This is a genomic window from Enterococcus florum (assembly GCF_004309355.1).
GTDB classification, from domain to species: domain Bacteria; phylum Bacillota; class Bacilli; order Lactobacillales; family Enterococcaceae; genus Enterococcus_A; species Enterococcus_A florum.
The window spans coordinates 56,086-69,909 of record NZ_BJCC01000013.1 but is presented as its reverse complement, the minus strand read 5'-3'; the positions used below and the strand labels follow the sequence as shown (position 1 = coordinate 69,909).

12 protein-coding genes are annotated in these 13,824 nt (G+C 43.3%); 8 read left to right on the top strand and 4 right to left on the bottom strand.

Annotated elements, in window-relative coordinates:
• Positions 1 to 16: 16 nt before the first annotated feature.
• Both NRIC_RS08345 and NRIC_RS08340 read right to left on the bottom strand, forming a co-directional pair.
• Positions 17 to 631, bottom strand: coding sequence for a DNA alkylation repair protein (locus tag NRIC_RS08345; RefSeq protein WP_227873768.1), 615 nt, complete (start codon positions 629 to 631; stop codon positions 17 to 19).
• Positions 632 to 1,064: 433 nt separating this feature from the next.
• A complete protein-coding gene (locus NRIC_RS08340; RefSeq protein ID WP_146622240.1) occupies positions 1,065 to 2,255 on the bottom strand; it encodes a polysaccharide deacetylase family protein in 1,191 nt (396 codons plus the stop codon).
• A 187-nt stretch (positions 2,256 to 2,442) separates the two neighbouring features.
• Here NRIC_RS08340 and NRIC_RS08335 point away from each other — a divergent pair, with 187 nt between their 5' ends.
• The gene (locus NRIC_RS08335; protein WP_175580030.1) at positions 2,443 to 4,494 is read left to right on the top strand and encodes a serine hydrolase domain-containing protein; all 2,052 of its coding nucleotides are present in this window, start codon (positions 2,443 to 2,445) and stop codon (positions 4,492 to 4,494) included.
• A gap of 101 nt (positions 4,495 to 4,595) precedes the next feature.
• Here the strand turns inward: NRIC_RS08335 and NRIC_RS08330 are convergent, their stop codons facing one another.
• Positions 4,596 to 5,522 carry a hypothetical protein gene (locus tag NRIC_RS08330; protein ID WP_146622238.1) on the bottom strand — a complete coding sequence of 309 codons (927 nt, stop codon included), beginning with the start codon at positions 5,520 to 5,522 and terminating at the stop codon, positions 4,596 to 4,598.
• Positions 5,523 to 6,274: 752 nt separating this feature from the next.
• On the opposite strand from NRIC_RS08330, the gene NRIC_RS08325 reads away from it, so the two are divergent.
• Positions 6,275 to 6,736, top strand: coding sequence for a hypothetical protein (locus NRIC_RS08325; protein WP_146622237.1), 462 nt, complete (start codon positions 6,275 to 6,277; stop codon positions 6,734 to 6,736).
• A gap of 160 nt (positions 6,737 to 6,896) precedes the next feature.
• Here NRIC_RS08325 and NRIC_RS08320 read toward each other — a convergent pair whose 3' ends face one another.
• Positions 6,897 to 7,787, bottom strand: coding sequence for a helix-turn-helix domain-containing protein (locus NRIC_RS08320; protein ID WP_146622236.1), 891 nt, complete (start codon positions 7,785 to 7,787; stop codon positions 6,897 to 6,899).
• Between the two features lie 259 nt (positions 7,788 to 8,046).
• Here NRIC_RS08320 and kduI point away from each other — a divergent pair, with 259 nt between their 5' ends.
• The 6 genes from kduI (at position 8,047) to NRIC_RS08290 (ending at position 13,823) form a co-directional block, all read left to right on the top strand.
• On the top strand, positions 8,047 to 8,889 hold the full coding sequence (kduI, locus tag NRIC_RS08315; RefSeq protein ID WP_175580029.1) for a 5-dehydro-4-deoxy-D-glucuronate isomerase: 843 nt from the start codon (positions 8,047 to 8,049) through the stop codon (positions 8,887 to 8,889).
• A 25-nt stretch (positions 8,890 to 8,914) separates the two neighbouring features.
• A complete protein-coding gene (locus NRIC_RS08310; protein ID WP_146622235.1) occupies positions 8,915 to 9,718 on the top strand; it encodes a gluconate 5-dehydrogenase in 804 nt (267 codons plus the stop codon).
• Positions 9,719 to 9,884: 166 nt separating this feature from the next.
• Positions 9,885 to 10,994, top strand: a complete 1,110-nt coding sequence (bglB, locus tag NRIC_RS08305; protein ID WP_146622234.1) for a beta-galactosidase BglB — start codon at positions 9,885 to 9,887, stop codon at positions 10,992 to 10,994.
• 18 nt (positions 10,995 to 11,012) lie between these two features.
• Positions 11,013 to 12,029: a TRAP transporter substrate-binding protein gene (locus tag NRIC_RS08300; RefSeq protein ID WP_146622233.1), complete on the top strand. Its 1,017-nt coding sequence runs from the start codon at positions 11,013 to 11,015 to the stop codon at positions 12,027 to 12,029.
• A 10-nt stretch (positions 12,030 to 12,039) separates the two neighbouring features.
• A complete protein-coding gene (locus NRIC_RS08295; protein WP_146622232.1) occupies positions 12,040 to 12,525 on the top strand; it encodes a TRAP transporter small permease in 486 nt (161 codons plus the stop codon).
• Positions 12,526 to 12,527: 2 nt separating this feature from the next.
• Positions 12,528 to 13,823 (top strand): TRAP transporter large permease, encoded by a 1,296-nt coding sequence (locus NRIC_RS08290; protein ID WP_146622231.1) that lies wholly within the window; start codon positions 12,528 to 12,530, stop codon positions 13,821 to 13,823.
• Position 13,824: the final 1 nt, after the last annotated feature.

Genomic DNA, 13,824 nt, shown 5'->3' with positions numbered 1-13,824 from the left:
GGGTAAAGGCTTGTCTTCATTGCACGCGCTCCTTCGTCTGATTGCGTCTTCCGTGTTTAATGATCCATTCCTGCGCATTGCTGGTGGGTGTTTGGCGCCACTGAGCAATGATCTCATCCGCCATCTCGGGGTCATCTTTGTAAAGATCATTCAAATTGTTCCCGACACTTTTTTGCACAAATTTCTCTGGATCGTCTTTTAAATTCGTCAAAATCGTTACATAACGTTCGGATTCTGTCAGACAAACATAGATTTTTTGTGACCAGGGCAGTCGAATCCGAATCCCTTCACTAGCTAATCGTCGGACATGAACATTGTCATCTAAAGACCACTCGATCAGCTCGTCCATTACTTCCTGAGGATGTTCCCTTAATAACGTCCGGATCGCATATTCCCCTGTGAACCGTTTCGTCAATTCCTTCAAAAACGCCAATGAAGCTTGCCAATCCTGATTGCCGTAGCGTTCCACATACCTGCCGATCGGCCACAGCCACCAGCCAAAACTAAACATTCCTTCTGATTGCGTCAGTTCAGGTCCAAGCAGCTCGTAAAATGCTTGAATATTGACGGTGTAGCTCTCATCCATGTGCTTTTCCATCGCATCAACAATAAAATCAAAACGGTCAAACAATTCCTTGTCCTCCAGCTGACCTAGCAAGTCTCTGCAGAACGCCTCTGCAGAAAAGTTTGGAAGCACAGCAGCCAATTTTTCGGAAAAATTTTTGATATACGCATCGTTGTAGTGATCTTTGTGTTTGATAACCCCGCACCTCTCCTTCGACTAATTTTAGTAAACGGTAACATACGTACAGTCTGTATGTCAAATAAACTTTTATGAATATTGAATTTTATTCATTCTATTCAAGGTTCATTCAAGACACATTTCCTATAGTAAAACTAGGCAGTCATTTTTAGTGAGGAGATAGGGTCATTGTCTATAGGAATCATCCTCCTAAGGACGCTGTTCTTTATTCGATTGATTGGAAGTCTTCGGCTGCAGGAAAAATTAGTGTAAAAAACAAGCACATTGCGGATTAAAAGGCAATGTGCTTGTTTTCTGCTTATCAAAATTGTACCGGTGTGCACTCTGGTGTTAATGGCTCGAAAGAATAGCCATGCTGTTTGCCATACTGAATGATCCTCCTCAACGCGTCTGCAGAGGTCTGCTTTGTATCATGCATCAAAACAACATTGTTTTGATCCGGTTTTAATGTACTGGTCACATTATGATACGGTTGGTCCGCGGAGGTCTGATGACTGCCGTCCCCGCTTGAGACATTCCAGTCATAATAAGTATAGCCGCGCTGTGGGACTTCTTTGATCAAGGTAGCCATGATACCTGGCGAATAATTGTTGCAGATCGTGTTGGTGCTGCCACCAGGAAAACGGGTGATCTTCGACTCCACGCCAGTGACTCGTTTGACCCGCTGATTGACTTGCTCCAAATCAGCGAAATAGGCTTTTGTAGAGGAATAGACGCTGGAATATTCATGGGTGTTGGTATGCAGACCGATCGCATGACCTTCATCATGGATGCGTTTCAGCAGCTTGTCTGGCCCCATGCCTGTCACAAAAAAGGTTCCTTTGATCTTCTCTTCTTTTAAAATATCCAAAAACTGCGGCGTCACCTTTTCGTGAGGACCATCGTCAAATGTTAGATAGATGACTCCTTTGGTAACGACCACTTCACGTGTGACCTCAGAGGAAAGACCACGTGCATCCGTCACTTTATAGCTGACATTGTACTTTCCGGGTGTATAAGTGTCCACATTGCCGTCCCGTTTGATCTTTTTCGTCAGGCATTTCTTTTTATGATCGAAGGCGCTGGCCCCCGGGTCTTGAAACTCTTTTCCGCTAGGGACGTAAAGTGTCGAGTCCCCCTCAAGAGTGATGGCCGGCGGGGTTAGATGTTTCATTGGTTTAACCGTGACCTTTCGGGAGATTTTGCTCTTTAGCCCAAAGGAAGAATAAACATAATCGATGTTGTATGTTCCAGCTTTAGTGGGGTCTACCTCACCATGGGTTTTGTAATGCTTGCGGGACAAGGCCTTCTGCTTTTCTGAAAGCTTGACCCCGGGATCGGAATATACCCCGTTTTCAGGGATTTCCAGATGCTCTTTGCCGATCAGCTGTAGTCGAGTCTGCTGATAGAGGAAAAAACCGCCCGCAGTTAGTAAGATCAGAGACAGAAACAGGAAAAAAAGGACGATCGGTGTTTTCTTTTTCTTTTGGTGATATCGTTGTGCTCGATTCATAGAAACTCCTAATTTTTATTATTCAATTTAAATTCATTATAAATGTTAGATCTTTAATCAAAATATAATGCTAGAGCTAAATTGTCAAGCTGATTTAAGAAAAATCCTTACTCTTGCTTAATCTAAATGATTCAAGGTTGATTCAAGGTAGTTACGCTATGATTGAAAAAAAGAGATGGAGGTAGTTATGAAAAAAAGAAGGATGGTTGCGGCAGCATTACTTACTATACTGCTGGTTCCGTTAGTGACCGGACCCACAGCTCAAGCAACAAAAGAGAAAGAAAAATCTGGTGCTTATGAAGCAGCCTATAGGAAATTCGATCAGGCTATGAAAAAGAAAATGAAAGAAGAAGGTATTCCTTCAGCCAGTATGGCAGTTCGAGGAAACGGTAAAACGATTCGCACCAAGACGTTTGGTAAGAGCAACACAGAAAAAGATCTGCCTATGACGAAAAAAACCATGTTCTCAACAGGGTCAGTCAGCAAAGTCTATGCAGCCGCGGCTGCCTTAAAACTGGCAGATGACGGCAAATTAGATTTGGATGCACCAGTTACCCAATACATTCCAGAATTTAGAATGGTAGACGAACGCTATGAAGACATCACGGTACGCATGCTGTTAAATCACACTTCCGGAATGCCCGGGGATGCGTCTGGAATTGATTGCGACTGGGCTGGAAAAGTTGATAACGATGATTTTCTCGAAAATACATTAAATGAACTTTCAACACAACCACTAAAGTCCAAACCAGGAGCCAGCGCGAATTATTGCAATTCCGGATTTGTACTGGCACAGCAGGTGATCGAGATCGCAGCTGGACAAAGCTTTGGTGAGTACCTAAGCGAGACATTTCTCAAACCGATGAAGATGAAAAACACCGCTATGAGCTCTGATACCAGCATCAGTAAAGACCGTGTCGCAAGACCAATCGATTCGAAGGGCAATCGCCTGCCGAAAGAGTATATTGGCGCAAGTGCGGATGCGCTTGGTGGCATGACTGCCTCACCAGAAGAAATGGCTAAGTTCGCGGAACAAATTCTGTCGCCAGATGCCGGCTATTTAAGTCAAGAGGGGATCGACACATTTAGAAGCGATCAATCTCTAGGCACAGCTATGCCTAAGCAGCAGCTGAACAACTCCTTTGGGTTTGATCGCATCTCACCTGAATATATCGACACGCAGGTGTACGAAAAGGCGGGCGGAACAACGAACTACTCCTCAAAGGTATTGACTGCACCGGATGCAGGACTGTCCATTGCTGGTTCAATCACTCAATTAAATCTAAGTTTTACTGCTCTATTAGACGAGTTGATGCATGACTTGTTGGTTGCTAAAGGAACCGTGAAAAAAAATACAACGATGCCTGATCTGCCAAAAGAAAAGACTGGCAAGCCATCCGAAACTTCCACGGATTACTACTATAGTAATGATACTATGTTTGCAAATGCCGGCATCAAAAAAACCGAAATCAAAAATAATCAGCTTTCCCTAACCTCCTATCAAGGCACTGAATGGGTAGCAGAAGACAACTACGCGCAACGAGAAGATGGTTCCTTCGGCAAGTTGGATACGAAGACCAATCAATATACCGGCTACAGCTTCAAAACGGTCAACGGTGTGACTTATTTAATGAAGACGACAATGACACCAAACTATAGTAATACGACGGCAGTGGCTAGAAAGATCGAAGTCGACGAATCCAAAGAGTTCAGCGATGCTTGGAAGCAAAGAGACAACAGTCTATGGCTGAGAAAAAATGTCAATCCCGTCGATTATCAAGCGTTTGCCTGCATCAGCTCGATCCAGCTTATTCCAGAGCTGAAAGGCTACGCCCTGACGAATGGCGCACAGCCGTTGATGGAAATTGGTGATGATCAGACCCTTAAAGACATCTCTGAAACGCCTGGCGCACACTATCCGGATGCCAAAGTGACAGATGAAACGCTAGACTTCATGGGAATGAATTTTATTTCGGCAGAAGAGGCCAAACCATTGACAAAAGGGAAAAACACCGCTGATTTCCAAGAGAAAAATACTGCTGAATGGTTTGTTGTACCAAAGAAAATGACGATTGATGCCAAAGCGAAATACCAAAAGGTCCGTGTCATCGCTTATGACCTAGAAACAGGCTTAGTTTATGACAATATCGGAAAAAGCGAAGCCTTCGAAGTGCCAGCGGGCAGCTATGTAATGATGACCTCATCGAGAGCTCAACGCTTTGATTTCAATGTAAAATAAAATCTGAAAAACGGAGAGGCCCCCTGAATTCTCTGTGATAAAGATAACGATCAACACCTGATTCTGTTACCGGAGTTGGGTGTTTTTCATTGCTCAGACAATTATTTCCGCTTTTTCTTCTTCCGCTTCTTCTTGTTCAATTTCCGCAACAGTCGCTCCTTCTCACGTTCTTCTTTGTTTTTAGGCTTCGTAGAGAAATCTCGTGGGAACATCCGCCGTTTCATTTCTTCACGTTTTTGGCGTTCGTGTTCACTGATGTCAGATGACTTTTCTTTTCCACTTGCTTTGCTGGATGTTGTATTCTTTGTCGAAACGGCCGCTTTCGCTGCAGAAGAATCAGGCGGAACTTCTTCGCCATCAATTTCCATCGGCTGCAAATCAACCGGATTTTCATAGGTTTCTACCAGATCATCCTCATTGCGAACATCAAAACTAGACTTAACTAAGTAGAAGTTGGCTTTGATCACCTTGGCAAATCGGCGAGTGCCGTCTTTCTGAAAAATCGTCAACGAAGTCAAAATATGTAAAAGATCATAGACCTCCTGCAGTTTAAGAGAAGGATCGACGTTGCTTAAGTTCCAACCATGCTTCTTACCGCTTGCATCTTCAAACACAGAGACTAAGCCGGCTTTATCGGACACTGGACGGCTTCCTGAGATCATACCCGCCCGTAAATGTTCAATCTGCAAGCGTGTCTGCTTCGTTGCAGCTAAAAATGCGTCGTTGCTTTCAAACAAACGGCCGATCACTGCTGTCCACTCATCACTGGTAAAGTAATCACGGAAGTATACACAGTAATCCCGCACTGAGTCCACGTCTTCATTTGCAAAAAACAGCTCGCGAATCAATTCTTTGGCGAGGTAAGAAAAGTCCGCCGCACAAAGCGCATTGCGCACTAAAACAGCCACTGCACATTGGATCAAGTAAGCGGCATCCTTCGTTTCCTCATAAAAATCAAAAAAGCGTTTCTCCAAGCGTTCCTTTTTCATTGTGTAAAGCTGACGTTGTTCAAGCGGTTTTACTGCCATGTTTCTCTCTCCTTGTTATAGAATTCGCTTACATAATAATGCAGCAAATGTCCTTTTGCAATGTTGAATAATATTCTATAACGTTCCTTTTTTTAAAGATAACTACCGTTATAATATTGATGTTCTTTTTGAGAACAACAAAGTAAAACTTATTCTTTTTCAGAAAAGAAAATTTCCAATCTTTATTTTCGGTTTGTTTGTGTAAACGGTTATTTTAAAAAAGATTTTTGGGGAATTTTCTGAAGGGCACTGTAAAAAATAATTTCATTTTTTTCTGTGATAAGAAAACAAGTTTCGGTTAAACAAAAGACAGTAAGGTATCATCAATAGTTCTTTTTAAGAATGAGGGAGTACAAAGCAATCACAACTTTTATATTCAACTTCGCCGTCTAGAAAAAAACTTCCTAGTGAAAAGTCGTGTATTGTTGAGGTGTTGACACCAATCAATAAAGAGACTTTTTACTAGGACCTATTCACATCTACTGTAAAACAAAGCGCAAAAAGGGAACACCTCTAACTGCCATAGAACGAGGAAAAATCGCCGGATGGATGGCACAGGCAGCTTGTCTAATCAGGTTACCTTACTGTCAAATCAACGCTGGAATCAATTGATAATACATGAATTTCACTATTTTCGAAAAATGGCAAAGTTGTTCTTGAAATTTGAAAGTGCAAATCAATCAATTAGGTGTATACTTTTTGTGAAGTTGATTGCACAGTTTAGTAGATAGAAGTTACGATAGGAGGAACAAATGAGAAAGCAACGCTTGTCGCTTTATCAGATCAGCCAAACAATTTCAATGCGGCTAGAGGAAAAGAATATTCCTTTCCAAATCCATAGCAATCGTAAAGAGTGGATCATTGTTGTCGATAAAGCCAACAATTTTCTATGCCGAATCGAAAAACTGGAAATCTCTGTTTCTCATTTGCAAGGCTGTCGGATCTTCAATCTGGATGAAGGCATTAAGCGGGATAGGAAGACTTTGCAGGCAGTATTGGATCATCTCTTTCTGATCATTGAGCATAAATTGGTTCAGGAGGAAATCTACAAATTTGGCAAGCTGTGCGCAAGCAGACAATATGTACTCGTAGATGGTAAGAAGGTGAGCTGTTCAAAAATGTGGATCGTTCACAAGCTCTATTTTCTTCCAATAGGAAAAAGAGAGCAAAAAATCATTGAGTATGTGTATCGGAAAAAAGAAGAAAGCGAATAATCCCCTCCGATGACTTCGAAGAAAGATTGTTGGTTTTTTTAATCGAAATTCTAAATCAGTTGTGTTAGTCACCCGCTAATGATAGCGGGTATTTTTGTGGGGGTTAACGATTTTTCAGCAGCACCGAATAGGTGTTTACTGAAAAATCGTCTTCATTCTATCAATGAGGCTCTGTAAACTGGATCGGTGGATTTTCATTTGCGTGCTTGAGAAATTCCTTTGGTGTCATGCCGAATTCCTTTTTGAAGGTTTTCAGAAAGTGCGCATAGGAGTTAAAACCGCACTTGCTGTAAACTTCGGAAGAGCTTTTGTATTGCTTTAATAATTGTTTTGAGTAGAGCAATTTCTTTTTTAACACAAATTGGTGAAAAGTGAAGCCTGTGTATTTCTTGAATTCGCGGGTGATGTAGTATTTGCTGACGTAAAAATTTTGCTCCATCTCCTCTAGGCTTAGTGGATGGGATAGATTTTTAGTGATGTAATGGATCATCTCTACGATTCGTTCGTTTTGAATCGCTGGCAGGGTAGGTTTTTCCTGCTCATCTTCTTCGATCAGCTGATTCAGGTACATTAAGTAATTCACCAGCTGCTGTTCATAAAGAATGTCTGACCCATACATCTCCTGCGAGGGCTTTTCATCAACAAATTGAAGCAGCTCATGCAGCTTCTCAGGCTTCAGCTGCAATACCTTGCTTCGTTGTTCTCCGACCTGCTGAAAGCACGCCTCCAATTTTGTCCATTCTGTGGAACGATCCTGCAAAAACTTAGGTGTTATAAAAATATAGACGCGCTCGAAGTAATCGGTACTCTGTTTTAAGATTCGATGCAGGTCATTGTAATGGATCAAAAGAACGGTCCCCGGGACGATATCGAATTGGCGATTGTCCAAGAAAAAAGTCGCTACTCCTTCTAAAGTCGCATGAACTTCATAAAAATCGTGGTAATGATAAACAGTTTTCTCATTATTTACATTGTCTTTGACGTGGTAGATCTCATAGTGATCTGATAGCATCGTGTTGACATAGTATCTTTTTTCTTTTGGCTGAACCATGCTGTTCCTCCCGCTGAAGAATAATTTCATGTGTTATTTTCACCCATTATACTGTACTTTCAGTCCAAGTGGCTGATTTTTTTTTGGTTTTGTCAAAAACGGCCATTTTTTGTAAAAGACTGCAATTTTTGACAGTATTTGTTCAAAAAATGCCATTTATTTAAAAGACACTCCTTGTTAAACTATCCCTTGAAAGCGTTACAAAAAAATGATTGTAAACGGTTAAATTTAGTCGGAATACGAAAAGGAGAGTTTTTACATGCAGGAAATGGAAACACGTTATACCCATAGTCCAGTAGATATTCGTCACTATTCTACGGAAGAGCTGCGAAGAGAATTTTTAGTAGAAAAGCTGTTTGTTCCCGGCGCGATTCGCTTGACCTATACCCACAATGACCGCATGATTTTTGGCGGTGTGACCCCTGCTGATCAAGCGCTTGAGGTTATCTTGGCACAAGAGTTAGGAGTAGATTACTTCTTGGAACGGCGGGAGCTGGGCGTTATCAACATTGGCGGACCGGGCTTCATTGAAATCGATGGGCAAAAAGAATCGATGAAAAAACAAGACGGGTACTACATCGGAAAAGAAACCAAGCACGTGGTGTTTTCTTCAGAAAATCCGGCTGATCCGGCGAAATTTTACATCAGTTGTGTGCCGGCTCATAAAAAGTATCCGAATGTCAAAATCAGTATTGACCAGATCAAACCGATGGAGACCGGAGAAGGACAAACCTTGAATGAACGGAAGATTTATCAATACATTCATCCAAATGTTTGTGAAAGCTGTCAATTGCAAATGGGCTATACAATTTTAGAACCCGGCAGTGCCTGGAATACGATGCCTTCTCATACCCATGAGCGTCGAATGGAGGCGTACGTGTATTTTGATTATGCGAGTGAGGATACGCGCGTATTCCATATGATGGGCAAACCAGATGAGACGAAGCATTTGGTCGTTGACAATGAGCAAGCGGTGATCTCGCCGAGCTGGTCGATTCATTCAGGTGTAGGAACCAGCAATTATTCGTTTATCTGGGCAATGTGCGGAGAAAACATTACGTATACCGACATGGATATGGTCGCGATGAATCAACTAAAATAACCAATTAAGAGGAGTGGACTAGAAAATGGAATTTCAAATGGATATGTTTCGTTTAGACGGAAAGATCGCTTTGGTGACTGGTGCAGTTTACGGCATTGGCTTTGAGATCGCAAAGTCATTGGCGGCTGCAGGAGCGACCATCGTGTTCAATAATTTGGATCAGGCTTCTGTCGATCAGGGGCTGGAAAACTATGCGAAGGAGGGGATCAAGGCGCACGGCTATGTCTGCGATGTAACGGATGAAGAAGCCGTCAACGCGATGGTCAAGCAGATCGAGACAGAGGTCGGCGTGATCGATATTCTGGTCAACAATGCAGGCATCATCAAGCGTATTCCGATGCTGGAGATGTCCGCCAATGAGTTTCGTCAAGTCGTAGATGTCGATTTGAATGCACCGTTTATCGTCTCCAAAGCAGTGCTGCCGTCTATGATCAAAAAAGGACATGGAAAAATTATTAATATCTGTTCGATGATGAGTGAGTTGGGACGTGAAACGGTGGCAGGGTATGCGGCTGCCAAAGGTGGATTAAAGATGTTGACCAAAAATATTTGTTCCGAGTTTGGCGAAGCCAACATCCAATGCAATGGCATCGGTCCTGGGTATATTGCCACACCGCAAACGGCACCGTTGAGAGAGAAGCAGGCAGATGGTTCTCGACATCCCTTCGATCAATTTATCGTCTCAAAAACACCGGCTGCACGTTGGGGGGAGCCGCATGATCTAGCAGGTCCGACGGTTTTTCTAGCATCCAGTGCTTCTGATTTTGTAAATGGACATATCTTGTATGTCGACGGCGGGATCTTGGCGTATATCGGGAAACAGCCTTAAGCAAGTAGACCTGTATGAAGAATAAGAGCTGGCGGTTCTTATTCTTCATACTAAAATGAGAAAGTATCATGGTTTTTTTATCAAAAATATTGTTTATCGCTTCATTGTTATTTGTTACTATATTCACATTGAATAAATGAAAGCGATTTATACTGAGGAGAAAAAGATGGCAATTATTTTAGAAGAACTGTTTATACCAAAAGAAGTTGTAGAAGATAACATCGATCGATTGATCAAAAATCTGACTGAAATCAAAGATACTGATGGTGAGTTCATTCTGGATTTTGATGGGCTGAAGGTGGACGATAAGAGTTGGACGATCTGGAACTGGCCGCAGGGCGTAGGCTTATACGGCATCTACAAAAACTACCGTATTACGAAAAATCCTGCTGCATTAAAGGTCGTGAACGACTGGTTCGAGGCACGGATGCAGGAGGGGGCACCGCCAAAAAACGTCAACACGATGGCTCCACTGTTGACGATGGCGTATTTGTATGAAGATACACAAGACACGCGCTACATTCCTTATTTGGAGCAATGGGCAGAGTGGGTCATGAACGAGATGCCGCGCACAAAAGAAAATGGGCTGCAGCATGAGACATACGGTCCAGAGAACAAGAATCAGCTGTGGGATGATACCTTGATGATGACGGTTCTCCCCTTGGCAAAAATCGGGAAGTTGTTCAATCGTCCTGAGTATTTGGAAGAGGCGCGTTATCAATTTTTGATTCACACCAAATACTTGATGGATAAAAGGACGGGGCTATGGTACCACGGCTGGACGTTTGAAGGCAATCACAACTATGCAGAGGCCTTTTGGGCAAGAGGCAACTGCTGGTTGACGATCGCTATCCCAGAGATCATTGAGATTTTAGAATTGCCGAAAGGCGACGCGTTACGAGAATTTTTACTAGAAACCTTGGAAGCACAAGTGAGAGCTTTGGCAGAGTATCAGTCGGAAAGCGGCTTATGGCATACCTTGATTGATGATCCGACCTCTTATGTGGAATCTTCAGCAACGGCTGGCTTTGCCTACGGGATCTTGAAGGCGGTCCACAAACACTATTTGCCTAAAACATACGAAAAGGTCGCATATCAGGCGATCGAGGGATTGCTGACACAAATAGATGAAAACGGGACAGTACAAAATGTGTCCGTGGGCACAGGAATGGGAGACAGTCTGGCGTTTTATAAAAACATTGGAATCACTGCCATGCCGTATGGCCAATCCCTAACGGTTTTATGTCTGACCGAGTTGCTAGTTTCTTATTGCTAAAGAAAAAGGAGCGAAACAATGAAAATAAAAGCATTGATTTTAACAGCAGCAGCGCTGTTTGCGGGAACGATCTTTTTAAGCGGATGCAGCAATACAAAAGCTGCTTCTGCGGATGAGAAGGGTGTCACCTTGCGATACGCCTATGCCTCTAACAGCCAGCCGGTGATTGATTCGATGAAGGAATTTGGCCGACTGGTAAAAGAAAAAACCGATGGCCAAGTGACGATCGAGTACTATCCGGATGCGCAATTAGGTGGAGAGACGGAATTGATCGAGTTGACTCAAACGGGGGCAATCGATTTTTCGAAGGTCAGTGGAGCTGCTTTAGAGAGCTTCTCTAAAGACTATTCGATCTTTGGAATTCCTTACTTGTTTGACAATGAAGCCCATTTCTTCAAGGTCATGGAAGACAAAACGATCATGGATGAGATTTACCAATCCACAAAGGAACTGGGATTTGTCGGACTGACCTATTATGACTCTGGTCAGCGAAGTTTTTATATGACCGAGGGTCCGATCAATCATCCGGATGATTTAAAAGGTAAGAAAATTCGGGTAATGCAAAGTGAAACAGCGATCAAAATGGTGGAGCTGCTTGGTGGATCAGCAGTACCGATGGGAAGCAATGAAGTGTACACGTCTTTGCAATCGAACCTGATCAATGGGTCTGAGAACAATGAATTTGTCTTGTATACTGCGGGCCATGGCGGTGTGGCGAAATATTACTCTTATGATGAGCACACACGGGTACCAGACATTGTGATCATGAACGATTCAGTGAAGGAACGTTTGACAAAAGAACAATTCGCAGCTGTGCAGGAAGCAGCGCAGGAGTCGACAGAATATGAAAAGGTTGCCTTTAAAAAAGCGATCGATGAAGAAAAGAAAATTGCAACTAAAGAATATGGGGTGCAATACAACGAAGTAGACAATTCCCCATTCCAAGAATTGGTTCAGCCTTTGCATGATGAATTCAAGAACAATGATGTGTATCGTGATCTGTATCAAGAGATTCGGGCATTGGCGGGAAGTTAGGAGGATACGAATGAAAGCGTTTAGAAACGGTTTGGATAAAGTAATGGAGATTTTGTGTTCGACGATCTTGGCAGTAATGGTGCTGGTCGTCTTGTATCAAGTCTTTGCGCGAAAGGTCTTGAATAATCCCAATACAGTCACAGAAGAACTTGTTCGTTTTGGCTTGGTGTGGGTTGCAATGCTGGCTTCAGCCTATGTGGTTGGAAAAAAAGGGCATTTGTGTGTCACCTTGCTAAGCGATCATTTGAATGAACGCGGCCAACGCTTTTTAGAGATCGTGGTTCAGGTGCTGTTCTTATTGTTTGCGGCAGTGATCATGATTTACGGCGGTTGGCAGGCTTCGATGGTAACGATGGGGCAAATTTCACCATCGCTGTCGATCCCGATGGGTTATATCTATATGGCAGTGCCGGTATCAGGTGTAGTGATGCTGCTGTATTGCTTGATGAATTTGTTGGATGGAGCACCTCGTACAGTGGAAAGTGAGGCGGAGTAATCATGGCTTTAGAAGCAGGCCTGATCCTTTTTGTAATCTTCGCGATCCTGTTAGTTGTCGGAATGCCGATTGCGATCAGTATTGCGGTTTCATCGATTTGTACTTTGTTGTTAGTGATTCCCTTTGATAATGCGGTCTTTACCTCTGCCCAAAAAATGGTCTCCAGCCTAAACAGCTTTTCGCTGATCGCTATCCCGTTCTTTGTCCTGTCGGGGATCATCATGAACAATGGCGGGATCGCTGAAAAATTGGTGAATTTTGCCATGTTGTTCGTTGGACGGATTCCTGGAGGTCTGGCACATACAAACGTGTTGGGCAATGCATTGTTCGGTTCGATGTCCAGCTCGGCAATTGCAGCATCGACTGCGATTGGCGGTGTGCTGGTTCCTCAGCAGGTCAAAGCTGGGTATGATCGAAAATTTGCTACGGCTGCCAACATTGCCTCAGCCCCTACCGGCATGGTCATCCCACCGAGTACTGCATTCATCATGTACTCATTGGTTGCTGGAGGCGCTTCGATCTCGGCCTTGTTCATGGGAGGCTATCTTGTTGGCGCATTATGGTGCTTAGGAATTATGGTCGTTGCGTTTGTTCATGCTAAGCGCAACAATTACCAAACGATCAAGGGAACCGAAAAAGGAACGGCCGGAACCGTTTTAAAAGAGGCTATTCCAAGTGTTATGCTGATCGTGATCATTATTGGCGGGATCTTGCTCGGATTGTTTACCGCTGTGGAAGCCTCCGCGATCGCAGTTGCTTATTCTCTGCTGATTGCTATGTTTTACTACAAAACCATTACGGTCAAGGATATTCCTTGCATGTTGACAGAAGCAGTGAAGACGACAGGGACGATCTCTTTCTTGTTGGCAACTTCTTCGATGATGTCCTTTGCGATGGCATTTACTGGGATACCACAAGCCATCAGTGGTGCGATTTTAGGGTTGACAACGAATAAAATGATTGTTCTTCTTTTGGTGAATATCGTGCTGCTGCTGGTCGGGATGTTTATGGATGTTGGTCCGGCAATCTTGATTTTCACTCCGATCTTTTTACCAGTGGTGACCAGCGTTGGAGTTGATCCTGTTCATTTTGGATTGTTCTCCATCATGAATCTATGTGTGGGATCGATCACACCGCCAGTAGGAACGGGGTTGTATGTCGGGGCCAGCGTCGGCGGGGTCAAGGCGGAGCAAATGCTGAAGCCGCTGATTCCTTTTTATGCCGCCATCTTAGTGATTCTGTTGCTGATTACCTATTTCCCAGCCATCGTCATGTGGCTGCCGAATATGGTGGGGTAAC